Origin of the sequence: Arthrobacter rhombi (assembly GCF_039526245.1) — a bacterium.
Classification (GTDB): domain Bacteria; phylum Actinomycetota; class Actinomycetes; order Actinomycetales; family Micrococcaceae; genus Arthrobacter_H; species Arthrobacter_H rhombi.
This window is the reverse complement of record NZ_BAAAIV010000005.1, coordinates 33,641-56,245: the sequence shown is the minus strand read 5'-3', so window position 1 is coordinate 56,245 and position 22,605 is coordinate 33,641. Positions and strand designations below refer to the sequence as shown.

Sequence of the window (22,605 nt, the reverse complement as noted above, 5' to 3'; positions counted from 1 at the left end):
CGCCACCACAGCTCGCGTCTCCCCGCGTCGGCCCGTCCGCGGCGGCCCCGCAGGCAGTAGCCTAGGAGGGTGAGCAGCTCATCCAACAAGGTATTCATTGCCCGCCTGCTCGGCCTCGATGTCTTCGACCCCCTCGGCGACCGTCTCGGCCGACTGCGGGATGTCGTCGTGTTCGATCGCGGACCGCAAAAACAGGCACTGGGCGTCGGCCTGGTCGTCGAGGTGCCCGGGAAGAAACGCGTGTTCGTCCCCATGACGCGCGTCCAGGCCATGGAGTCCAGCCAGATCATCTGCTCGGGTCTGGTGAACCTGCGCCGTTTCCAGCAACGCGGCGCCGAGACGCTGGTCGTGGCCGAGCTCTTCGACCGCGCGGTGGCCTTCACCGACGGCTCCGGCACCGGGGTCGTGGAGGACATCGGCCTGCAGCAGCTGCGCAATGGCGACTGGGCGCTCTCCGACTACTACATCCGCCGTGGCGAACCCGCAGGTGGGTTCCGGGCGTTGCGCCGGCTGGCCCGCGGGCACCGGGTGCTGGTCGCCTGGGACGAGATCCAGCACGACAGCCGCGATGCCCCGCAGGCCGCCACCCAATTCGTCGCAGCCCACGAGGAACTCAAGCCGGCCGACTTCGCCGAGGCGCTGCATGAGATGAGCGACAAGCGCCGCGTCGAGGTCGCCACCGAACTGCAGGATGACCGGCTGGCCGACGTGCTCCAGGAACTGCCCGACGACGAACAGGTGCAGATCCTCTCCTCCCTGGACATGGAACGTGCCGCCGTCGTGCTGGAGGAGATGGACCCCGACGACGCAGCCGACCTGCTCAACGAGCTCGACGAGGGCCAGCAGGAGGCCCTGTTGCAGCTGATGGAGCCCGAGGAAGCCAAGGACGTCCGCCGCCTGCTCGAATACGAGGAGAACACCGCGGGCTCGATGATGACCCCGGTGCCGATCGTCCTGGCCCCCGAGACCACGGTCGCCGAGGCGCTGGCCAATGTGCGCCAGGAGGAGATCAGCCCGGCCCTGGCCTCCAGCGTGTACGTGTGCAGGCCCCCGCTGGAAACGCCCACGGGCAAGTACCTGGGCATGGTCCACATCCAGGCACTGCTGCGCTACCCGCCGCCCGAACCGGTCGGCAACATCCTGGACACCGATCTGGAACCGGTGCTCGACGTGGCCGACATCAGCGAGGTCTCCCGCATGCTGGCCGCCTACAACCTGACCTCGTTGCCGGTGGTGAACCGCGACGGCCGGCTGGTCGGGGCGGTCACCGTCGATGACGTCCTGGACCACATCCTGCCCGAGGACTGGCGAACGCACGACGACGAGACGGAAGTGAAGGGGGCTACGCGCCATGGCTGAGCAGAAAAGCACGGGATCCGGCCTGGACACCCCGCTGGGAGCCCGGGCCCGGTGGTGGCCGCGGCTCTCCCCCAACCCCGACGCGTTCGGCAAGGCCACCGAGGGATTCGCCCGTTTCATGGGCACGCCGGCGTTCCTGGTCTACATGTCGGTCTTCTGCGTGTTCTGGCTGGCCTGGAACACCTGGGGACCGCAGTCGCTGCGCTTCGACTCGGCGGCACTGGGCTTCACCGCCCTGACGCTGATGCTCTCGCTGCAGGCCTCCTACGCCGCACCGCTGCTGCTGCTGGCGCAGAACCGGCAAGACGACCGGGACAAGGTCTCCTTCACGGAGGACCGCAACCGGGCCGAGCGGAACCTGAACGACACCGAATACCTCACCCGCGAGCTCGCGGCCCTGCGCATCGTCCTGCGCGATGTGGCCACCCGCGACTACGTGCGCAGCGAGTTGCGCTCCGCCTTGGAGGAGCTCGTGGAATCGAACGACGGCGAGGACATCCGGCTGCGCGGCAAGGCACCGCGGCGCAAGGAGAAGGTCTCCGACGCCACCACCACCCTGCCGCGCGTGCGGCAGGAACGCCGGCGTCCCGCCGGTGACCGCACCGAAGGGAGCAACGAGTAGCTTGGCCCCCAGCAGTACCGACGGAACCCTCGAGGCCGCCGTCCGCGACGCGCTGTCCACCGTGCAGGATCCCGAACTCCGCCGTCCCATCACCGAACTCGGCATGGTCGACCATGTCCAGGTCACCGCCGACGGCACGGCCCAGGTGCGCGTCCTGCTCACCATTTCCGGGTGTCCGCTGCGCAGCACGATCGAGGCGGATACCGCAGCTGCCGTGGGCTCCGTCGCCGGCATCACCGCGGTCCAGGTGGAACTGGGCGTCATGACGCCGCAGCAGCGGGCCACCCTCAAGGAGGGCCTGAAGCGCACCACCATCCCGTTCTCCGAGCCGGGCTCGCTGACCCGCGTCATCGCCGTCGCCAGCGGCAAGGGGGGCGTGGGCAAGTCGAGCCTGACGGTCAATCTGGCCTGCGCCATGGCAGCCGACGGTCTGCGCGTGGGCATCATCGACGCCGACGTCCACGGGTTCTCGGTCCCGGGACTGATGGGGATCACCCAGGCACCGACCCGGGTCGATGAAATGATCCTGCCGCCGGTCGCCCACGGGGTGAAGGTGATTTCCATCGGCATGTTCGTTGAAGGGAACCAGCCGGTCATCTGGCGCGGACCCATGCTGCACCGGGCGCTGGAGCAGTTCCTCACCGACGTGCACTTCGGCGATCTGGACGTCCTGCTGTTGGATCTGCCCCCGGGCACCGGGGACGTGGCGATCTCCGTGGGACAACTGCTGCCGGGTTCCTCGATCCTCGTGGCGACCACCCCCCAGGCCTCGGCCGCGGCGATTGCCGAACGCGCCGGGGCCCTGGCCTCCCAGACCGGACAACAGGTCATCGGCGTGGTGGAGAACATGTCGTGGCTGGAGTTGCCCGATGGCGAGCGGATGTATCCGTTCGGTTCCGGTGGCGGCGCCCTGTTGGCCGAGCGGCTGGCCGCGTCGCTGGATACCGACGTGCCCCTGTTGGGTGAGGTGCCCCTGGACCCGCTGCTGCGCGAGTCGGCGGATGCCGGAACACCGGTGGTCATTGCTGCGCCGGGGACGGCGTCCGCCCGTCAGATCACCGCCATTGCCCGTGCCCTGTCACATACACCGCGCGGGTTGGCGGGACTCAACCTGGGCGTGACGCCCACGCACTAGGCGTGGAGCCTGGAGCTGCGGCTCAGGTGGCCTCGAGGTCGAACGGCGCCCGTTCCCCGGCGGAGAGCACGTCGCCTCCTGAACGCACCGTGGCCGGGGAGGGCAGCGACTTCTGCTTCACTGCCGGTGACGGAGTCGCGGTCGGTGCCTCGTCGTCGTCATCATCGAGCAGGGCTTCCTTGATGATCTTGCGCGGGTCGTACTGCCGCGGGTCCAGCTTGCGCCAGTCCAGGTCGGCGATCTCGTCACCGACCTCCTCGCGGAGCTGCTCCTTGGCACCGGTGGCCATGCGGCGTACTTCCTTGACCAGGCGCGCCAATTGCTGCGCATAGACCGGGAGCTTGTCGGGGCCCAGCACGAAGACCGCCAACACCGCGAGAATGAGGAACTCGCCACCGTTAATTCCAAACACGTCTAGAGATTACCTGTTCCACGGCGCTGGCCCGAACTCCGGGGGCCGCTCTCGGTGCGTCGCCCCGGATGTGGCGTTCGCCTGCTGCGCATCTAGTGGTCCGTGTCCAGGACCAGAAGCCGCGACATGCCCCGGCCCAGCCGGCTCAACGTCCCCTCGCCATCGTGGGTTTGCGGGGCGAGCCGGGCATGTTCGGTGGCGACCACGCGGGCCACGACGGCTTCGGTGGCGCTGTTCTCCAAGGTCGATTGCAGTGCGTAGGTGGCGGTGTGCATGTCCAGTTGCGTGGCCCCGTTGAGCTCGGCGACCCCGATTCGCTCTCCGTCGATGGTGCGCAGGCGCGGTGCCGGGGAGCCGATGACGTTCGCCGCCGTCTGCTTCACGTCACCTCCGGTGCGCGTCAAGGGGGCATTGAGCAGGGCGACGCCGGGGGTCCGCGATTCTGTCAGTTCCACGCGCCCGTCGTTGCCGGCGAATTCGAGGCTGACGTGGTCCACGCCGTTGATGCGCCGGCCGGTCGCACCGACCAGCTCCAAGCCTGCAGATCGCATGGTGGGGCAGTTCCAGCCAGCGGCCCGCAGGGCATTGAGATCCGTGGCGTTGAGCTCGGTCGCCGATTCGGACCAGGCCTCGGCCAGGGGGCCGTCGCTGGAGCCCGATGTTGCCCCTCCGAGCATCCAGGCGGCGCAGAGGACCGCGGCGAGCATGGCGACGACGGCGGCGGAGGCCAGGGTCGGTGCCATGGCGCGCAGCCGTGAACTGTGCCATTGGTCATCCAGTGCGGCCGAGGAGAACACGGTGGGCGAACTCGGGGTCCACGGGCTCTCGCGCAGCTTGCCCAGAAGGGCATCGTCGGGCAGGCCCTGCTCGTGTGCCACGGAGTTCAGCGATTGGAGACGGCGTTTGAGGCGGCGCCGGTCCTCCAATTGGAGCCGGCAGTCGGCGCACTCGCGCACGTGACGTTCCAAGGCAGCACGCTGGCGGTCGTCCAGTTCACCGTCCAGGTAGTCCTCGATGCGCCGGGCGTGTCGATGGAACATCAACCCACCTCGGAAACCGCGGGCCCCACCTTGGGTCGGTTGCGTCCAGCGGCGGGTTGCGGAGCACGGTGGGAGAGCTTGACGCGCAGCTGCGAACGGCCGCGGTGGATCCGTGAACGAACGGTCCCGAGCTTCACACCCAGCGTCTCGGACACCTCCTCGTAGGAGAGCCCCTCCAGGTCACACAGGACGACGGCGGCACGGAATTCCGGGGCCAGTTCGGCCAGTGCGCCCTGGATGTCGATGTCCAGGTTGTTGTATTCGAAGGTGCGCTCCGGCCCCGGGTCCTTGCCGGGCAGGCGCGTCTCGGCGTCCTCGGCGAAGGCATCAAAGCGGATGCGGTTGCGACGCCGGGCCTGGTCGAGGAAGAGGTTGGTGGTGATGCGGTGCAGCCAGCCGTCAATGGTGCCGGGGGTGAAATTGTGCAGGGAACGGAACACGCGGACGAAGGTTTCCTGGGTCAGGTCCTCGGCGTCGTAGCGGTTACCGGTGAGACGGTAGGCGAGACGGAAGACCTTCGCTGAATGGTTCTTCACGATTTCATCCCAGGAGGGCACGCCCTCGTCCTGTTCGGCGCGCTCGATGGCGTTACCGGCTTCGGGGTTCCTATTGACAATCACGTTGTCGATTCTTCCGGATCATCCTGTGAACATCCTGTAGAACCACTGGGCAGATGCCCCCATCCCAGCACACCCGATTGCGGCGCTAAGATGGATCGGGGCCTTCACGGTCCCAGGCCGCGCACCCACGAACCCGAGGAAACTTCCCACCCCATGAGCTCCGACAAGCACAGCAGCTGGTCCTACACCGAGGCGTTGCCCGTCGAGGACGACGTGATCACCCGGGCACGCGAACGTGCCTATGAACTCGGCGTCGAGCCGGTCGGACCCGGCATCGCCTCACTGCTCCAGGTCCTCGCCGCCAATTCGAAGGCGCGCACCGTGGTCGAGGTCGGTTCGGGAGTCGGCGTCTCCGGCGTCAGCCTGCTGCGGGGGCTCTCCTCCCAGGCCGTGTTCACGACCATCGACATCGACGTGGACCACCTCAATGCAGCGCGGCAGGCCTACCTGGATGCGGGCATCCCGGCAAACCGCACGCGCACCATCGGTGGCCGGGCCCGGGACGTGCTCCCCCGCCTGACCGACGGCGCCTACGATCTGGTGTTCATCGACGCCGACAAGCCCAACCTCGTGGACTACGCCGAGCACGGTGTACGGCTGCTGCGCACCGGCGGCATGCTGATCATCAACGACGCCCTCGACGGCGACAAGGTCCCGCAGCCGGCAGTGCGCGAGCGCAGCACCGTCGCCGCCCGGCAGATCGGGCGCATGCTGCGCGAAAACGAGAACCTGGCGGTCACCACGGTGCCCACCGGCAGCGGCCTGCTGCTGGCGGTCCGCACCGCCTGATCACCGGGCCGGGCAAGAGCCTGGGCAGGCAAAAGGCAGGAACACGGCCACCGCCGTCGTTCCTGCCTTCTGCGTTCTCCAGCCTCGCGCGGAAGTGGAGATCAGTCGGTGACGCCCATCAGGCAGGTCTTCAGCTCCGCTGCCTCGGCCGCATTCAGTTCAACGACCAGGCGACCTCCGCCGTCAATCGGAACCCGCATGATGAGGCTACGGCCTTCCTTGGTAACCTCCATGGGGCCATCCCCGGTACGCGGTTTCATCGCAGCCATTAATGCTGACTTCCTTCCTGGATGTCACGGTCCCACCCGGGCCCGCGGATCGTCTCTGACGAGGGGGAAGTTCGCCGCCCCCATTTTTTCAACCTGCACTTCATATTATTCCGGAGATTGGTTCGTGGCGCTAATCACAGGTCATCGCCGTGTCGCATCGAGCTCCTCCTGGAGCCGGTCAATCTCCCCCGCGAGCACTGCCAGCACCTCATCGACCTGGTCGCAGCGGTAGCCCCGCAGGCCCACTCCCAGCCGCATCCGTGCCACGTCCTGCGCCGTGGGGTGCTCCGGAAGCAGCACTGGCGGCAGCGAGGGCACCGACTCGGCCAGGCCCAGGATCGGCCCACTGGAGGGCAGCGCGGGACCTGCAGCGGTCCGCCGTTTGCCCACGGAGAGGAAGACGACCACGCCGATCAGGACCACACCGACGAACACCAACAGGTACTCCATGGCTAGGCCTGCCGCGCCGAGGCGTTCCGGCCACCGGTGGCCCACCTGACCGCCTCATCCGGGTCGTCGGTGAGGCGGAGGAGGTCCAGGTCCGCTACCGAGATCGCCCCTTCGTGTGCGACGGTGTCCCGCAGCCAGTCGATCAGCGGGCTCCAATAGGCGACCCCCAGCAGCACGATGGGGAAGCTGGTGACCTTTTGCGTCTGGACCAGGGTCAGCGCCTCGAAGAGCTCATCGAGGGTCCCGAAGCCACCGGGCAGGACGACGAAGCCCTGGGAATACTTCACGAACATGGTCTTGCGGGCGAAGAAGTAGCGGAAGTTGACGCCGAGGTCGACCCATTCGTTCATGCCGGTCTCGAAGGGCAGCTCGATCCCGAGCCCGACCGAGACCGTTCCGGCCTCGCAGGCCCCTTGGTTGGCGGCCTCCATGGCTCCCGGACCTCCGCCGGTAATGACCGCATATCCGGCCTCACCCAGCAGCCTGCCGACGGCGACGGCCTGCTCGTAGCTGGCCGATTCCTTCGGCGTTCGGGCCGAGCCAAAGACGGCAATGGCCGGGCCGAGCTCGGCCAACGTGCCGAAGCCCTCGACGAACTCGCTCTGGATGCGCAACACGCGCCACGGATCGGTATGGGTGAAGTCCTCACCCGCCGGACCGGACTGCAGGAGCTGCTGGTCCGATTGGGCGACCTTGGCCTGGCCGCGGCGCAGGATGACCGCGCCCTTGCGCCGGGCCTGTTCCTGGAGCGCTTCCGTCGTCTGACGTGGGTCTGGAGAGTCTGGCATGGTTTCAGCCTAGCCCCGGAGGCCTATTTCGCGTGGACAGTGAACACTTTTGTAAAGATTCGGTCACCAACCACTCGGCGCTCCATTGTGTCGCCCATTACATCGACTACTGTTCTTTCCATGAGCAATTCATCGCGCACCGGTACCGAGTCGACGGTAGGGGCCCCCGTCGTGCAGTTGGCCAAGGTCAACAAGCACTATGGCGCCCTCCACGTACTGCAGGACATCGACCTGGAGGTCGCCCGCGGCGAGGTGGTGGTCGTCCTGGGGCCCTCGGGTTCCGGCAAGTCCACCCTGTGCCGCGCCATCAACCGGTTGGAGACCATCGATGATGGTTCCATCCACATCGATGGCGAGAAGCTGCCCGAGGAAGGCAAGGCGCTGGCCAAGCTCCGCGCCGACGTCGGCATGGTCTTCCAGTCCTTCAACCTCTTCGCGCACAAGTCGATCCTGGAAAACGTCACGCTGGGGCCCATCAAGGTCAAGGGCGTCAGGAAGGCAGAAGCCGAAAAACTGGCCATGGAACTTCTCGAACGCGTTGGCGTGGCCAACCAGAAGGACAAGCTTCCCGCGCAGCTCTCGGGCGGCCAACAGCAGCGCGTGGCCATCGCCCGGGCCCTGGCGATGCGACCGAAGGTGATGCTCTTTGACGAGCCGACCTCGGCGCTGGACCCGGAGATGATCCAGGAGGTCCTGGACACCATGGTCGGGCTCGCCAAGGAGGGCATGACCATGATCGTGGTGACCCACGAAATGGGCTTCGCCCGCAAGGCGGCCGACCGCGTGGTGTTCATGGCCGACGGCCAGATCGTCGAGCAGGCCACCCCCACGGAGTTCTTCACCAACCCGCAGAGCGACCGGGCGAAGGACTTCCTCGGCAAGCTCATCACGAACAACTAACCACCACACCCGCACCTGGTTCCGGGTCCCACTCCCCCGGAACACAACACAAGGAGAAGCACATGCGCAAGACCGGCTATGCATTCGCAGCCATGGCGGCGGCAGCTGCCCTCACCCTCACCGCCTGTGGCGGCGGCTCGGGCGGCGACAGCGGAGACAAGATCAAGATCGGCATCAAGTTCGACCAGCCGGGCCTTGGGTTCAAGGACGGCAACGACTACAAGGGATTCGACGTCGACGTCGCCAAGTACGTTGCCAACGAGCTGGGTTACCCCGCTGACAAGATCGAATTCGTTTCGGCTCCCTCGGCCAACCGCGAGACCATGCTGCAGAACAAGCAGGTCGACATGATCTTCGCGACCTACTCGATCACCGACGAGCGCAAGAAGGTCGTTGATTTCGCCGGACCGTACTTCGTGGCCGGCCAGGATCTGCTGGTGAAGAAGGACAGCAACATCACCTCGCCGGAAGATCTGAACGGCAAGAACCTCTGCTCGGTCACCGGTTCGACCTCGGCCCGCAAGGTCAAGGACAAGTACGCCTCCAAGGTCAACCTGCAGGAGCTTCCCGGCTACGCCGAATGCGTGACCCAGATGGCCGGTGGCACCATCGATGCCGTCACCACCGACGACATCATCCTCGCCGGCCTGGCCGCACAGCCGGCCTACCAGGGCAAGTTCAAGGTGGTCGGCAAGCCGTTCACCGAGGAGAAGTACGGCGTCGGCATCCCCAAGGGATCCGACAAGTGCGAGGACATCAACAAGGCGATCACCAAGATGATCGATTCAGGCGACTGGAAGAAGGCGCTGGAGTCCAACACGGAGGGCACCGGCTACCAGCCGAACTCGAAGCTGAACCCGCCGAAACCCGAGGCCTGCGCCTAAGTCCCTCGTGTGGAATCGTCCGGCTAGACCAGGCGATGCCACCAGTACCGGGTGGAGTCCGGCCTTCGGGCTCCACCCGGGCCCCCGCCCCACGGTGCCATAGACCCACGGCCACCCAGATAGAGGCAGACAGTGGATAATTACCTTTCAATCTTCACCGAGTACAACATCCCCGGGGCACTCTGGGTCAACGTCGAGTTGACCTTCTTCGCGGCCATTGGCGCGTTGATCCTGGGCACCATCCTCGCCATGTTGCGCATCTCGCCGGTCGCGAGCTTCGCGGCCATCGGGACCTCATATGTCAACATCATCCGCAACACCCCGCTGACCATCATCATCTTGTTCGGCGTTCTGGCCCTCAATGGCCAGCTCGGGCTGAACCTGGGCGGCGGATTCCAGCAGAACTTCTTCCGCCTGGCCATCATGGGACTGGCGATCTACCACGCGGCCTTCGTCTGCGAGGCCATCCGGTCCGGCGTCAACACGGTGCCCCTGGGCCAAGCCGAGGCGGCACGCGCCATTGGGCTGGGGTTCCTGCCGGCGGCCCGCATGGTGATCCTGCCCCAGGCTTTCCGCGGCGCGATCGTGCCTCTGGGCAATGTGTTGATCGCCCTGATCAAGAACTCGACGGTCGCTGCCGTCGGCTCGGTGTCCATTGAGGCGTCTGCCACGATGAGCGCCATGCTCGATGTCCGGGCCGACATCGTCATACCGATCTTCCTGACCTTCGCCGCCGGATTCGTCATCATCGTGATCCCCGTTGGCCTGCTGACGACCTGGCTTTCCAAGAAACTGGCGGTGTCCCGATGAGTGCCTCAATCCTATTCGACACCCCGGGCCCGAAGTCGCGGCGCAACACACTGGTCATCAACATCATCGGTGCTCTCGCCATCGTGGGCATCTTGTGGTGGGTCATCAGTGGCCTCGCGGCCAAGGGGCAGATGGAGGCCTCCCAATGGGATGACTTCCTCCAAGCCGATACCTGGCTGGACTACCTGCTTCCCGGCCTGGCCAACACGCTGAAGGCAGCGGCCATCGCGATCGTCGGTTCGGTCCTGTTCGGCATCATCTTCGGCATCGGACGGCTGTCCACCAACTGGCTGATCAACGGCGTCTGCTCGGTGGTCGTCGAGTTCTTCCGGGCAGTTCCCGTGCTGCTGATGATCGTGTTCTTCAACATCTTCATCTCCCGGACGCTGGAGATCACCAACAACAGCGCCATGTGGGCGGTCGTCGCTGCCCTGGTGTTCTACAACGGATCCGTGGTTGCCGAACTGATCCGCTCCGGCGTGCACAACCTGCCCAAGGGACAGCGCGAGGCCGGCATCGCCATCGGTCTCACCCGCGGCCAGTCGCTGCGCATCGTGGAGATCCCGCAGGCCCTGGTGGCCATGCTCCCGGCCCTGATCGGCCAGTTCGTGGTCATCCTCAAGGACTCCGCGCTGGGCTACATCATCAGCTTCAACGAACTGTTGTTCTTCGGCAGGACGTATTCCTCCCCCAACGGCAACGTGCTGCAGGCGCTGGTGGTGGTCGCCGCGGTGTTCATCATCATCAACTTCACCCTGTCGAAGATCGCCACGATCCTCTCCCGCCGGCTCTCCAGCCGCGGAGTGGGCAAGACGAAGCCCGGGGCAGCCGCCATGGTGGGTGGCCCGGCAGGGCTGGAGGACGTGGAGCCCGGAGGCAAGGCAGCGCCGGACAAGGCCTAGTTGCTCCCGGGACCGCGGTCCCCCAGCATGTTGAAGGCCCTGTGCCCCGGTTTGACCGGGGCACAGGGCCTTCATGCTGCGCCACCGGTTTCCCCGGCAGCCGCTTCAGTGGGATCAGGCAGCCAGCCACCGAAGCAAGGCCGCGTGGCAGTCGCGCAGGGCCTGGGCGTCGACATGCTCGTCGTCCGTGTGCGCCAGCAATGCGTCCCCCGGGCCGAAGTTCACTGCGGGGATCCCCAAGGCGGAGAAGCGGGCCACGTCGGTCCATCCGTACTTCGGCTTCGGCTCGGCACCCACGGCTGCCACGAACGCGGCAGCAGCTGGATGGGTCAAGCCCGGCCGGGCACCGGGAGCGCCGTCGGTGCGTTCGATGTCGTATCCCTCCAGGAGGGCACGCACGTAGGCTTCCGCCTGGTCGACGTCCTTGCTGGGGGCGAACCGGTAGTTGATTTCCACTTCGGCAGCATCCGGGATGACGTTTCCGGCTGTTCCGCCGGTGATCCGCACGGCGTTCAAGGATTCGCGGAAGGCCAGCCCGTCGACGTCGATGGTGGCCGGTTCGTGGGCCTGCAGGCGGGAGAGGACACCGGCGAGGTCGTGGATCGCGTTGTGGCCCATCCAGGCCCGGGCCGAGTGCGCGGCGGTACCCGTGGTGCGCAGCAGGAACCGGGTGGTTCCGTTGCACCCGCCCTCGACGGTTCCGTTGGTCGGTTCCAGCAGGATCGCGAAGTCAGCCTCGAGCAGCTCGGGGGAATGGCGCTTGAGTCGTTCCAACCCGGATTTGGAAGCCTCGACTTCCTCGTGGTCGTAGAAGATGAAGGTGATGTCCCGTGTCGGCTCGGTGAGACCTGCGGCGACCGCCAGCTGGACAGCGACCCCGCCCTTCATGTCGGTGGCTCCCCGCCCATAGAGGACCTCGCCCTCCCAGGAGGACGGGACGGTGCCGCGTGAGCCGGGCGTCGTCGGCAGGGGGACGGTGTCCAAGTGCCCGGCCAGCACCACCCGTTCGGGCCGACCCAACCGGGTGCGGGCCACGATGGTGTCCCCATCCCTGTGGGTTTCCAAGTGGTCCAGTGCGCGCAAATATGCCTCGACGGCGTCGGCGATGGCGCGTTCGTTGCCGGAGACGGACTCGATGTCCATCAATGATTGCGTGAGCAGGACCACGTCGGTCCCCTCGGGCAGTCGGGGGTGGGCGGATGCTGGTGCGGGCGCGGCGCTCTGTTCAGTCACGGATCCAGCCTATCGCCTGCTGGCACGGCTACCATGGGAGGCATGACTTCCACCTCGGCCCAGCCCAGTCCTGCCACAACCGACTCCGCCGCCCCGGTACGCATTGCCTCAGGCTCCGGCCTCGCCACCATCGCCGCCGATGGCACCGTCCTGGATGTCTGGTTCCCGGCGCCGGTGCTGGCTCCCCTGGACGAGGCACCCCAGCTCTCCGGCGAGCTGGCTGCAGCCGCCACAGATGATGCCGAGCGTGGAACCACCCAGCAGGTCGTCGAATTGGAAATCAACCTCGACGTCGCCCCCGCCGACACCTCCGACGTGTGGCTGCGCCTGCACCTGCTCTCGCACCGGCTGGCGGCCCCGAACACGATCAACCTCGAGGGGATCTTCGGTTTCCTGGCCAACGTGGTGTGGACCAACTTCGGGCCCTGCCCGGTGGAGGACTTCGAACGCATCCGCCTGCGTCTGCGCCGCCGCGGCCAGGTCACCGTCTACGGAGTGGACAAGTTCCCCCGCATGGTCGACTACGTGCTGCCGCAGGGCGTGCGGATCGCCGATGCCGGCCGTGTCCGCCTGGGCGCACACCTGGCCGAGGGGACGACGGTCATGCATGAGGGCTTCGTGAATTTCAACGCCGGCACCCTGGGCTCGTCCATGGTCGAGGGCCGTGTGTCCGCTTCCGTCGTGGTGGGCAATGGCTCCGACGTCGGCGGCGGCGCCTCCATCATGGGGACCCTGTCCGGAGGCGGCAAGGAAAAGATCGTCATCGGCGAACGCGTGCTCCTCGGCGCCAATTCAGGCGTCGGCATCTCCATCGGCGACGACAGCGTCGTTGAGGCCGGCCTCTACGTCACCGCGGGTACCCGGGTGCAGGTCGAGGGCCAGAGCGTGAAGGCCCTGGAGCTCTCGGGTGTGCCGAACCTGCTCTTCCGCCGCAATTCGACCACCGGAGCGGTGGAGGCCCTGGCACGTGAAGGGCAAACCGTGGAACTGAATTCTGCGTTGCATGCCAACTGACCTGCGGGACAGCGTCTTCTCGCTCTCCACCCACTCCACCGGTGAACACGCACCGGCCGGACCGCTGCACCGGCGCCATCGCGGGCTGCGCGCCTTCATGGCCATCGTGCTCGGTGCCGGGGTCGTCTCCGGCGGGGTCTACGCGGCCTCCCATTTCCTGAACCAGGAGCAGACGCTGGTCCGTGAACGTTGCACCGCAGTCGTGGGACCGGACCAGCACCAGCTCGATCCCGATCAGGCCGCCAATGCCGCACTGATCGCCGCCGTGGCCGTACGGCGGGGCATGCCGGCGCGGGCGGCGACGATCGGCATCTCCACAGCAGTCCAGGAATCCAAGCTGCGCAACATCGATTACGGAGACCAGGCGGGACCGGATTCGCGCGGGCTCTTCCAGCAGCGTCCCTCGCAAGGGTGGGGCACGCAGGCGCAGATCATGGATCCGCTGTACGCGGCGAACCGGTTCTACCAGGAACTCGAGAGTTTCGACTACCGCTCGATGCCGATCACCGAAGCGGCACAAAAGGTCCAGCGCAGCGCCTTCCCGGAGGCCTACGCCGACCACGAGCCCGAGGGCCGCGCCTACGCCTCCGCACTGACCGGCTACTCCCCCGCAGCATTGAACTGCATCCTGCGACGCCCCACAGCCGCCGGGGATCCCGCCGAAACCGCGAACCAGCTCACCGCCGCCTACGGCACCTTGCCGGTGACGACGGGCACCCACAGCCTGACCGTCAATGCCACGGGCCAGCGCGGCTGGTCCGTCGCCCAGTGGGCCGTGGCGAACGCCTCGGCACGGCAGATCGTCTCCGTGAGCTACTCCGGGTTGTTGTGGAACCGTGCGGAACACCAATGGGTTCCCGCCTCCACGAAGTCCTCGCGGGTGGTCATCACCTTCGCCGACTCCGCCCAGTAACGCCCGGCAGCCGAGCCCGCCGGGCATCAGAGCAGGAAGCGGATCACCGGTTCCAGGAAGCTGCGGTAGAGCTCGGCATCGCGGGGAAGGTCCTGGCTGAGGATCACCGTATCGGGGTCCACGAACCAGGCACGCTGCTGGGACAGTGGCAGCTCCACCAGCTTCAGGTGCATCGAGTGCGGGGCCCGGTCCAGTTCCAGGGCGCGCTCCGTGATCATCTCCTCCAGCAGCCTTCGACGACCCGAGGCATGGTGGTCCGAGCTCACCTGGGTGTATTCGGCCTGGCGTTCACGGCTCCAGCTCAGGGCCGCGCCGTAGTGGGCGCGCAGGATGCGTTGCAGCGTCGGCGAGTCGTCGAAGTAGGGGAACTCCGGCGGGGAGAACGTGTCCTGCACGGTGGGGTCCGCGCGCACGATGCGGTGCCACCAGTCCTGCCATTCCTGCCGCAACTCGGCGGTCCGATAGCCCGAGACCTCCGCTGCGGCACGGGGTTTGACCGGTGGGGCCAACGGGGAGATCTCCGGGGCCCCGGAATGCTCGATGCCGGCCAGATCGCGCACATACAGTGCGAGCAGCATCTGCCCGTGGCTGTGCGCCGAAACCTGCCACCCCTCGCCACGGAATTCGTACATGTGGTCGTCCTTTGTCCGGTAACCCCTTTCAGAATAGGCCCGTCAGCCGGTTCCCGGTAGCATCCCACCAAAACGGCGACCGCCACCCCGCAGGGTGGCAGCCGCCGTCGTGCACTGTGAACGCCTCGGGTCAGAGCCCCGGGTAGGTGCGCTCGGGCTCGCCCACGTAGAGCTGGCGCGGGCGCCCGATCTTCAGGGCGGGGTCCTGGGCCATTTCGCGCCACTGGGCAATCCAGCCCGGCAGGCGGCCGATGGCGAACAGGACGGTGAACATCTTCTCCGGGAAGCCCATGGCCTTGTAGATCAGGCCGGTGTAGAAGTCCACGTTCGGGTAGAGCTTGCGCTCGATGAAGTAGTCGTCGGCGAGGGCCCGCTCCTCCAACCGCATGGCGATGTCCAGCAGCTCGTCATTGCCGCCGAGCTTGGCGAGGATGTCGTGGGCGGTGGCCTTGATGATCTTCGCGCGCGGGTCGTAGTTCTTGTAGACCCGGTGCCCGAAGCCCATGAGGCGGACGCCGTCTTCCTTGTTCTTGACCTTCTCCATGAAGTCCTCGGGCTTGATGCCGTCGGCCTGGATGCCGCGCAGCATCTTCAGCACTGCCTCATTGGCGCCGCCGTGGGCGGGGCCGAAGAGGGCGCTGATGCCCGCGGAGATGGAGGCAAACATGTTGGCGTTCGACGAGCCGACCAGGCGGACCGTGGAGGTCGAGCAGTTCTGCTCGTGGTCGGCGTGCAGGATCAGCAGCTGGTCCAGGGCCTTGACCAGGTCCGGATCCAGATCGTACGGCTCGGCGGCGATGCCGAAGTTCAGCCGCATGAAGTTCTCGACCAGGTTCATCGAGTTGTCCGGGTAGAGCAGCGCCTGGCCGACCGACTTCTTGTGGGCGTAGGCGGCGATGACCGGGACCTTGGCCAGCAGGCGGATGGTGGAGAGCTCGACCTGTTCGTCGTCGAAGGGGTCCAGCGAATCCTGGTACCAGGTCGACAGGGCCGACACCGCGGAGGAGAGCACCGGCATGGGGTGCGCCTCGCGGGGGAACCCGCCGAAGAAGCCCTTGAGCTCCTCGTGCAGCAGGGTGTGGCGGCGGATCTTCTGGTCGAATTCCTCCAGCTCGGTGGCCGAGGGGAGGTTTCCGTAGATCAGCAGGTACGAGGTTTCGAGGAAGCTGGACTTCTGGGCCAGCTGCTCGATCGGGTAGCCGCGGTAGCGCAAGATGCCGGCGTCGCCGTCGATGTAGGTGATGGCCGACTTGGTGGCCGCCGTGTTCATGAAACCGGGGTCGTAGGTGACGTTGCCGGTGCCCTTGAGCAGCGAGGCGACGTCGAAGCCGTTATTGCCCTCGGAAGCTGACACGACCGGAAGCTCCAGCTCGTTTCCCGCGTAGGCCAGGCGGGCGGAATTGTTATCCGTCATGGTTTCTCCTTTACCGGAGTACATAGTTATACAGACAAGCAGTAATCAGGGCCAACGCTACCGCCACGTGGCCCCGCTCCGCTAATTGGCACGACGTCAGGTGGCCCGCGCGGCGCCGGTCAAACGGTCGGCGGCCGCGGCGATCCGTTCGTCGGTCGCGGTCAGCGCAACGCGCACGTAGCCGTTGCCTGCTTCCCCGTAGAACGTCCCCGGTCCGGCGACGATCCCCCGGTCGGCGAGCCGTCCGATCGTGGTCCAGGTGTCCTCGTCGGCGCTCGCCCACAGGTACAGTCCGGCCTCTGAGTGGTCGATCCGCAGCCCGAAGGCCTCCAGCGCGGGGACCAGCAGCGCCCGGCGCGCCCGGTAGCGGTCCTTCTGTTCGGCCACGTGCGCGTCGTCGCCCAGGGCGACCCGCATGGCCTCCTGGACCGGGTAGGGCACGATCATCCCGGCGTGCTTGCGCGAATTGACCAGGTGGGGCATCAGGTCCGGGGCACCGGCGACGAAGGCCGCCCGGTAGCCGGCCAGGTTGGATTGCTTGGACAGCGAATAGACCGAGAGCAGCCCGGTGTGGTCCCCGCCGCAGACCCGGTCATCGAGGATGCCGGGGATCTGGACGCCGTCCCATGCGCCCCAGCCCAGTTCCGCGTAGCACTCGTCGGAGGCGACGACGGCGCCGAGGGAGCGGGCATCTGCGACCAGTGCTGCCAGCGAGTCGACGTCACGCACGATCCCCGTGGGGTTGCCCGGGGAGTTCACCCAGATGAGCTTCACGCGCTCGCGCACCGCGGGGTCCAGGGTGTCCAGGTCGTCGGCTGCCACCGCGGTGGCGCCGGCGAGCTGCGCGCCGATGTCGTAGGTGGGGTAGGCCACCTGCGGGCGGACGACGACGTCGCCGGCGCCCAGGCCCAGCAGCAGGGGCAGCCAGGCGACCATTTCCTTGGAGCCGACGGTGGGCATGACATGCGCCGGGTCCAGCCCGGTGGTGTTCCGCCGTCGTGCATACCAGTCGGCAATGGCCTGGCGCAGTGCCGGGGTGCCGTGCGTGGTCGGGTAGCCGGGGGCGTCGGACGCGGCGGCCAGTGCGCCGCGGATCAGCTCAGGCGTCGGGTCCACGGGGGTGCCGATGGACAGGTTCACCACGCCGTCCGGGTGCTGGGCAGCACGCTGCTGGTACGGGGCCAGGGCGTCCCACGGATAGTCGGGAAGGATCAGCATGCGCTCGGCCGCGGCTCAGGCACCGGCCTGCGGCGGCAGGACGGAGATGATCGGGTGGTCGGTGTGCGTGTTGCCGATCTTCGCGGCGCCACCCGGGGAGCCCAGCTCGTCGAAGAACTCGACGTTGGCCTTGTAGTACTCGGCCCACTCCTCCGGGGTGTCGTCCTCGTAGTAGATCGCCTCCACCGGGCACACCGGTTCGCAGGCGCCGCAGTCCACGCATTCATCCGGGTGGATGTAGAGGGAGCGTTCACCCTCGTAGATGCAGTCGACGGGGCATTCCTCAACGCAGGCTTTGTCCTTCACGTCTACGCACGGCTGCGCGATGATGTACGTCACGGTACCCGGGGCCTTCCTTTGCTGTTCGCCTCAAATCCTCGCGGCACCCAACGGCGCCGCCTGCTTCCAGCTTAGTCCCGCTGCGCCCCGGGACCGAAGCCACCGGCCCGTGTGGCTGGTTACGATGGGGTCATGTCAGCCGACTTCTTCGCCAGCGTGGACCCCGGGGAGCGCCTCGTGGTCCGCTTCCGGCTCCCCGGCATGGCCCCCACCGGGCACGACGCCGGTGCTGCCGCGGCGGTGCGCGGCCCGCACCTCAGCGACGTCATCGGCACCTTCGTCTCGCTGGATGACGGGGTGCTCACCCTGCAGACGCGGACGGGGCCCGCCACCGTCGCGGTCGGGGATGTCACACACGCCAAGCGCGTGCCCCCGGCCCCGCAGCGGAGGGGACCCCGACAGCGCTAGGCGGCGCCGCCGTCGTGCTCCTGCTCATGCGGCAGCGAGCGCATCCTGGAGAGCGGCGAGAGCAGCAAGGGGGCCACACCGGCCAGACTGCCGGCGACGCCGATCCACAAGGCGGCGTCGATGCCCAGCGCCGTGCCGAGGAAACCGGCCAGCAGCGAGGCCACCGGCATGACACCCCAGACGATGAAGCGGATCGAGGCGTTCATGCGTCCGAGCAGGCGCGGCGGGCAGATCTTCTGGCGCATGCTGACCTGGATGATGTTGTAGAGCAGCACCCCGATGGTCATGACGAACATCGAGGCGGCCAGCACCGCGAACGAGGGCGTCAGCCCCCCGGCCAGGATGGACAGCGGGAATCCGGCCATGCCGCCGGCCGTCAGCAGGGTCCCCGCCACGAGGGAGGGCCCCTCCCCCAGCTGGGAAGCCACCCACGGCGTCAGCGATGCTGCAATGAGGCCGCCGATGGCGCCGGCGGAGTAGATGAAGCCCAGTTCCACCGTGTTCAGGCTCAGCGTCCGCAGGGCCAGGATGGGCAGCAGCGTGAAGATGATGGTGCTGAAGAAGTTGATGATGCCGGTGGTCGCGGCGATCGGGCCGATGAGCGGATGCCTGACCACGTACGCCAGGCCCTCGCGGATCTCCTCGACCAGCCCCACCCCGGGGCGGCGCTCCGCCGGGCGTTCCTCGTCCCGGACGCGGGTCAGGCACAGTGCCGAGACGAGGTAGCCGATGGCCTGGCCGATGAACAGGACCGGGGCGGCCACCAGGACCAGCAGTCCGCCACCGGCCGCGGGGCCGGCCAGACGGGAGATCTGCCCGGTGGTCTCCAGTTTGGCGTTGGCCTCGGAAATCTGCTCACGGTGGACCAGCGAGGGGATGTAGGACTGGTAGGAGACATCGAAGAAGACGTTGGCGATGCCCACGATGGCCGCGATGATCCACAGGTGCCAGACCTGCAACAGGTCCTGGTACCACAGCAGCGGGATGGCCAGCATGGCTGCCATGCGGACCAGGTCGGCGCGGATCATGATGCGGCGTTTGAAGAAGCGGTCCACCCAGGCACCCACCGGCAACCCGACGACCAGGAACGCGATGGTGTTGGCGGCGTTCAGGACGCCGACCTCCCATTCGGTGGCCTGGAGCAGCGACACGGCGAGGACCGGCATGGCGACGGCGCCGAGCTGCGCGCCGAATTGGCTGAGCGTCTGGCCGAGCCAGAAGACCAGGAAGTTCCCGCTCCGGCGCAACGGTCCGGAAGGCGGTGGAGGAAGTACTTGGTGCGACGGCAAGGTCTCCCCAGCGACCTGTTGCGTACCGTCTGGAGCCGATTGAGACTGTGGCCCAGAAGAGGTCATAAAACCCTGCTATGTGATTTGATGAAGTCAATCAGTAACGAAATTTATCGTATGCTGAACATATGGCATCAGATGACGAGCTGCAAGCACGTGCGCGGGCGCTGAGTTCGCCCATCCGTCTCCGGATCATGCGCTTATGCCTCCACAAAGCGCGGACCAACAAGGAAATTGCGGACCTTCTGGACATCAATCCAGCTACGTCGTTGCATCATGTCCGCACGCTCCTGGGCACCGGATTCCTGGAGGCGGAGGAGCCTCGGCGGGGCAAACGAGGGGCCAAGGAAGTGCCGTATCGCAGCACGCGCATGTCCTGGGGCACCAAGCTGCCCGATGCGGCGCCGGTGCTGCTGGAGACGTTCCTGCAGGAAATCAACGGCCTGGCACCGGACGAGATCCAGGTGATGCGGGTGGGGCTGAAGCTCACGGAGAGCGACCAGCGCGAGTTGCTCTCGCGCATCAAGGACGTCATCTCCGATTACGCACTCCGCCCCTCGGACGACGACGGCGTGGCGACATCTCTGTTCGTCGCCCACCATCTGGACCAGTCGGCCAACTAGCACTCCTCCGGCGCCCGGTGCCCGACCGGGACCGGTCCTGCGGAGGATCCGGGTCAGGCCTTGCGGGCGCTGGACCTCAGGCCGCCGGCGGTGACGATCAGGGCGACGATGGTGGACACGGCGATGCCGTAGGTCCACAACGTCCCCGCCAGGGCGGGGCCGGGCAGCGTCTCGCGGTTCGACCAGCCGATCAGCAGGTGGTTGTGGACATCGAGCCCCGTCCAGGCAACCAGCACGTAGGTGAGCACACCGCACAGCGCTGCCGCCCAGACGCGCTCGGAATAGAGTCCGGCGACCACTGCCAGGGAAGCCGCCATCACCAGGGCCAGGACGGCTCCCCAGGGAAGCGGGGTCTGCCCCACGTACAGGATCTGCGCCTGCATGATCGTCCCGAAGACAGCGGCCAGCACCCCCGTCACGATCGCGACGAGGGTGCCGAGGAGCAGCCGGGTGGCCCGGCTGCCGGTGGTGCTAGGCGCGGGCACGGGAGCGGGCGGCCTTACCACGCTCACTGGCGTTGAGGATGAGCTTGCGGATGCGGATCGCTTCCGGGGTCACCTCGACGCATTCGTCCTCGCGGGCGAATTCGAGCGATTCCTCCAAGGTGAGCTGACGCGGCGGGGTGAGGTTCTCGAAGGAGTCCGAGGAAGCCGCACGCATGTTGGTGAGCTTCTTTTCCTTCGTGATGTTCACGTCCATGTCATCGGCGCGCGAGTTCTCGCCGACGATCATGCCCTCGTAGACCTCGGAGGTCGGCTGGACGAAGAAGCTGCCGCGTTCCTGCAGGTTGATCATCGCGAACGGGGTCACCACACCGGAGCGGTCGGCAATCATCGAGCCGTTGGTGCGGTACTCGATGGGGCCGGCCCAGGGCTCGTAGCCGTCGGCGATGGAGGCGGCGATGCCGGCACCGCGCGTGTCCGTGAGGAAACGGGTGCGGAAGCCGATCAGGCCGCGGGCCGGAACGGTGAATTCCATGCGGACCCAGCCGGTGCCGTGGTTGGCCATGTTGACCATGCGCCCCTTGCGGGCGGCGAGCAGCTGGGTGACGTTGCCGAGGTATTCCTCGGGGACGTCGATGGTCATCAGTTCCATCGGCTCGTGGATCTTGCCGTCGATGGTGCGGGTCACGACCTGTGGCTTGCCGACGGTCAGTTCGAAGCCCTCGCGGCGCATCTGCTCCACGAGGATCGCCAGTGCCAGTTCGCCACGGCCCTGGACTTCCCAGGCGTCGGGACGCTCGGTCGGAAGGACCTTGAGCGAGACGTTGCCGACGAGCTCCTTGTCCAAACGGTCCTTGACCTGGCGGGCGGTGACCTTGGCTCCCTTGACCTTGCCGGCCAGCGGGGAGGTGTTGATGCCGATGGTCATGGAGATCGCCGGGTCGTCCACGGTGATCAGCGGCAGCGGCTTCGGGTTCTCCAGATCGGTGAGCGTCTCGCCGATCATGATGTCCTCGATGCCGGCGACGGCGACGATCTCGCCCGGGCCGGCCTCTTCGGCGGGCACGCGGCTGAGGCCCTTGGTGGCCAGCAGTTCGGTGATCTTCACGGTCTTCAGCTCGCCGTCCTGGCGCGCCCAGGCGACCTGCTGGCCCTTGCGCAGGGTTCCGTTGACGATGCGCAGCAGGGCCAGGCGGCCCAGGAACGGCGAGGCGTCAAGGTTGGTGACATGGGCCTGCAGGACCTCGTTGGGGGTGTAGGCAGGAGCGGGGACGTGAGTCATGATGGTGGCGAACAGCGGCTCGAGGTCCTCGCTGTCCGGGAGCTCCCCGTCGCCGGGCTGGTTCATCGAGGCGCGGCCTGCCTTGCCGGACGCGTAGACGACCGGCACGTTGAGCACCGAATCCAGGTCAAGGTCCGGCACCTCGTCGGCAAGGTCGGAGGCCAGGCCCAGCAGCAGGTCCATCGAGTCGGACACGACGCCGTCGATGCGGGCGTCGGGGCGGTCGGTCTTGTTGACCACGAGGATGACCGGCAGCTTGGCCGTCAGGGCCTTACGCAGCACGAAGCGGGTCTGGGGCAGCGGGCCCTCGGACGCATCGACCAGGAGCACGACACCGTCGACCATGGACAGGCCGCGCTCGACCTCGCCACCGAAGTCGGCGTGACCGGGGGTGTCGATGACGTTGATGGTGACATCGTGGCCGTTGGCCGCGGGGCCCGAGTAGAACACCGTGGTGTTCTTGGCCAGGATGGTGATGCCCTTTTCGCGTTCGAGTTCGCCGGAGTCCATGACGCGCTCTTCGGTGTCGCCGTGCGCCGAGAATGCGCCGGTCTGCGACAGCATGGCATCGACCAACGTGGTCTTTCCGTGGTCGACGTGGGCGACGATGGCGACGTTGCGAAGATCTTTGCGCGTTGCGCTAGTGGTTTCCGGGGAAAGATCTGACATGCGTTAAGGCTCGCTTCAAGTTGTGTTTTTTGGGGTCGGTGACGTGGGGCCACGGCTGACCCAAGAGTCCAGTCTAGACCGTGATGAAAAATTGACCCAAACCACATGGCGCGCTGGGCCCCAACGGAGGACGATCGGGCCAAGATGT

At 66.9% G+C, this 22,605-nt stretch carries 26 protein-coding genes; 12 read left to right on the top strand and 14 right to left on the bottom strand.

All coding sequences use genetic code 11. From position 1 onward, the window contains the following. Positions 1-69: 69 nt before the first annotated feature. Genes ABD088_RS04820 through ABD088_RS04810 form a run of 3 tightly spaced genes read left to right on the top strand, consistent with a single transcriptional unit; the run spans position 70 to position 3,116 of the window. Positions 70-1,359, top strand: coding sequence for a magnesium transporter MgtE N-terminal domain-containing protein (locus ABD088_RS04820; RefSeq protein WP_343900460.1), 1,290 nt, complete (start codon positions 70-72; stop codon positions 1,357-1,359). Continuing rightward, positions 1,352-1,981, top strand: a complete 630-nt coding sequence (locus tag ABD088_RS04815) for a DUF1003 domain-containing protein (protein WP_343900458.1) — start codon at positions 1,352-1,354, stop codon at positions 1,979-1,981. Before ABD088_RS04820 ends, ABD088_RS04815 begins: the two co-directional genes overlap by 8 nt. Before the next feature lies 1 nt (position 1,982). Continuing rightward, the gene (locus ABD088_RS04810; RefSeq protein WP_343900456.1) at positions 1,983-3,116 is read left to right on the top strand and encodes an Mrp/NBP35 family ATP-binding protein; all 1,134 of its coding nucleotides are present in this window, start codon (positions 1,983-1,985) and stop codon (positions 3,114-3,116) included. Between the two features lie 22 nt (positions 3,117-3,138). On the opposite strand, the gene ABD088_RS04805 is transcribed toward ABD088_RS04810, so the two are convergent. From ABD088_RS04805 to sigE, 3 genes are all read right to left on the bottom strand, one after another. Next, positions 3,139-3,528 carry a sec-independent translocase gene (locus ABD088_RS04805; RefSeq protein ID WP_343900454.1) on the bottom strand — a complete coding sequence of 130 codons (390 nt, stop codon included), beginning with the start codon at positions 3,526-3,528 and terminating at the stop codon, positions 3,139-3,141. Positions 3,529-3,620: 92 nt separating this feature from the next. Next, positions 3,621-4,568 carry an anti-sigma factor family protein gene (locus tag ABD088_RS04800; RefSeq protein WP_343900452.1) on the bottom strand — a complete coding sequence of 316 codons (948 nt, stop codon included), beginning with the start codon at positions 4,566-4,568 and terminating at the stop codon, positions 3,621-3,623. Beyond that, the gene (sigE, locus tag ABD088_RS04795) at positions 4,568-5,185 is read right to left on the bottom strand and encodes an RNA polymerase sigma factor SigE (protein ID WP_343900743.1); all 618 of its coding nucleotides are present in this window, start codon (positions 5,183-5,185) and stop codon (positions 4,568-4,570) included. Before sigE ends, ABD088_RS04800 begins: the two co-directional genes overlap by 1 nt. Positions 5,186-5,341: 156 nt before the next feature. On the opposite strand from sigE, the gene ABD088_RS04790 reads away from it, so the two are divergent. Then, the gene (locus ABD088_RS04790; RefSeq protein ID WP_343900451.1) at positions 5,342-5,977 is read left to right on the top strand and encodes an O-methyltransferase; all 636 of its coding nucleotides are present in this window, start codon (positions 5,342-5,344) and stop codon (positions 5,975-5,977) included. A gap of 101 nt (positions 5,978-6,078) precedes the next feature. On the opposite strand, the gene ABD088_RS04785 is transcribed toward ABD088_RS04790, so the two are convergent. The 3 genes from ABD088_RS04785 to ABD088_RS04775 form a co-directional block, all read right to left on the bottom strand. Beyond that, complete coding sequence (locus tag ABD088_RS04785; protein WP_343900449.1) at positions 6,079-6,246, bottom strand: DUF3117 domain-containing protein; 168 nt, start codon at positions 6,244-6,246, stop codon at positions 6,079-6,081. A gap of 141 nt (positions 6,247-6,387) precedes the next feature. Then, positions 6,388-6,696 carry a DivIVA domain-containing protein gene (locus tag ABD088_RS04780; protein ID WP_343900448.1) on the bottom strand — a complete coding sequence of 103 codons (309 nt, stop codon included), beginning with the start codon at positions 6,694-6,696 and terminating at the stop codon, positions 6,388-6,390. A 2-nt stretch (positions 6,697-6,698) separates the two neighbouring features. Next, a complete protein-coding gene (locus ABD088_RS04775) occupies positions 6,699-7,484 on the bottom strand; it encodes an LOG family protein (protein ID WP_343900447.1) in 786 nt (261 codons plus the stop codon). A 120-nt stretch (positions 7,485-7,604) separates the two neighbouring features. On the opposite strand from ABD088_RS04775, the gene ABD088_RS04770 reads away from it, so the two are divergent. The 4 genes from ABD088_RS04770 to ABD088_RS04755 all read left to right on the top strand — a co-directional run bounded on the left by ABD088_RS04770 (position 7,605) and on the right by ABD088_RS04755 (position 10,980). Next, positions 7,605-8,384, top strand: a complete 780-nt coding sequence (locus ABD088_RS04770) for an amino acid ABC transporter ATP-binding protein (RefSeq protein ID WP_343900446.1) — start codon at positions 7,605-7,607, stop codon at positions 8,382-8,384. A gap of 62 nt (positions 8,385-8,446) precedes the next feature. After that, complete coding sequence (locus tag ABD088_RS04765; protein ID WP_343900445.1) at positions 8,447-9,268, top strand: glutamate ABC transporter substrate-binding protein; 822 nt, start codon at positions 8,447-8,449, stop codon at positions 9,266-9,268. 132 nt (positions 9,269-9,400) lie between these two features. After that, positions 9,401-10,078 (top strand): amino acid ABC transporter permease, encoded by a 678-nt coding sequence (locus ABD088_RS04760; protein WP_343900443.1) that lies wholly within the window; start codon positions 9,401-9,403, stop codon positions 10,076-10,078. After that, positions 10,075-10,980 carry an amino acid ABC transporter permease gene (locus tag ABD088_RS04755; RefSeq protein ID WP_343900441.1) on the top strand — a complete coding sequence of 302 codons (906 nt, stop codon included), beginning with the start codon at positions 10,075-10,077 and terminating at the stop codon, positions 10,978-10,980. Before ABD088_RS04760 ends, ABD088_RS04755 begins: the two co-directional genes overlap by 4 nt. Before the next feature lie 114 nt (positions 10,981-11,094). Here the strand turns inward: ABD088_RS04755 and dapE are convergent, their stop codons facing one another. Next, positions 11,095-12,213, bottom strand: coding sequence for a succinyl-diaminopimelate desuccinylase (gene dapE / locus ABD088_RS04750; RefSeq protein WP_372710671.1), 1,119 nt, complete (start codon positions 12,211-12,213; stop codon positions 11,095-11,097). A gap of 42 nt (positions 12,214-12,255) precedes the next feature. On the opposite strand from dapE, the gene dapD reads away from it, so the two are divergent. Next, on the top strand, positions 12,256-13,227 hold the full coding sequence (gene dapD / locus ABD088_RS04745) for a 2,3,4,5-tetrahydropyridine-2,6-dicarboxylate N-succinyltransferase (RefSeq protein WP_343900440.1): 972 nt from the start codon (positions 12,256-12,258) through the stop codon (positions 13,225-13,227). Positions 13,228-13,324: 97 nt separating this feature from the next. Next, positions 13,325-14,140, top strand: coding sequence for a hypothetical protein (locus ABD088_RS04740; protein WP_425546001.1), 816 nt, complete (start codon positions 13,325-13,327; stop codon positions 14,138-14,140). 26 nt (positions 14,141-14,166) lie between these two features. On the opposite strand, the gene ABD088_RS04735 is transcribed toward ABD088_RS04740, so the two are convergent. The 4 genes from ABD088_RS04735 to fdxA all read right to left on the bottom strand — a co-directional run bounded on the left by ABD088_RS04735 (position 14,167) and on the right by fdxA (position 17,743). Then, a complete protein-coding gene (locus tag ABD088_RS04735; protein WP_343900437.1) occupies positions 14,167-14,772 on the bottom strand; it encodes a hypothetical protein in 606 nt (201 codons plus the stop codon). Between the two features lie 130 nt (positions 14,773-14,902). Continuing rightward, positions 14,903-16,186: a citrate synthase gene (locus ABD088_RS04730; RefSeq protein WP_343900436.1), complete on the bottom strand. Its 1,284-nt coding sequence runs from the start codon at positions 16,184-16,186 to the stop codon at positions 14,903-14,905. 96 nt (positions 16,187-16,282) lie between these two features. After that, positions 16,283-17,404, bottom strand: a complete 1,122-nt coding sequence (dapC, locus tag ABD088_RS04725) for a succinyldiaminopimelate transaminase (RefSeq protein ID WP_343900435.1) — start codon at positions 17,402-17,404, stop codon at positions 16,283-16,285. A 15-nt stretch (positions 17,405-17,419) separates the two neighbouring features. Further along, entirely contained in the window at positions 17,420-17,743 is a 324-nt protein-coding gene (gene fdxA, locus ABD088_RS04720) for a ferredoxin (protein ID WP_343900434.1), read from the bottom strand. 132 nt (positions 17,744-17,875) lie between these two features. Here fdxA and ABD088_RS04715 point away from each other — a divergent pair, with 132 nt between their 5' ends. Beyond that, entirely contained in the window at positions 17,876-18,151 is a 276-nt protein-coding gene (locus tag ABD088_RS04715; RefSeq protein ID WP_343900433.1) for a hypothetical protein, read from the top strand. Here the strand turns inward: ABD088_RS04715 and ABD088_RS04710 are convergent. Beyond that, positions 18,148-19,398, bottom strand: coding sequence for an MFS transporter (locus tag ABD088_RS04710; RefSeq protein WP_343900432.1), 1,251 nt, complete (start codon positions 19,396-19,398; stop codon positions 18,148-18,150). The two genes, ABD088_RS04715 and ABD088_RS04710, sit on opposite strands and share 4 nt — an antisense overlap. 170 nt (positions 19,399-19,568) lie before the next feature. On the opposite strand from ABD088_RS04710, the gene ABD088_RS04705 reads away from it, so the two are divergent. After that, a complete protein-coding gene (locus ABD088_RS04705; protein WP_343900431.1) occupies positions 19,569-20,063 on the top strand; it encodes an ArsR/SmtB family transcription factor in 495 nt (164 codons plus the stop codon). Positions 20,064-20,116: 53 nt separating this feature from the next. Here the strand turns inward: ABD088_RS04705 and ABD088_RS04700 are convergent, their stop codons facing one another. Continuing rightward, complete coding sequence (locus ABD088_RS04700) at positions 20,117-20,548, bottom strand: hypothetical protein (protein WP_343900430.1); 432 nt, start codon at positions 20,546-20,548, stop codon at positions 20,117-20,119. After that, positions 20,535-22,457 carry a translational GTPase TypA gene (gene typA / locus ABD088_RS04695; protein ID WP_343900428.1) on the bottom strand — a complete coding sequence of 641 codons (1,923 nt, stop codon included), beginning with the start codon at positions 22,455-22,457 and terminating at the stop codon, positions 20,535-20,537. Before typA ends, ABD088_RS04700 begins: the two co-directional genes overlap by 14 nt. Positions 22,458-22,605: the final 148 nt, after the last annotated feature.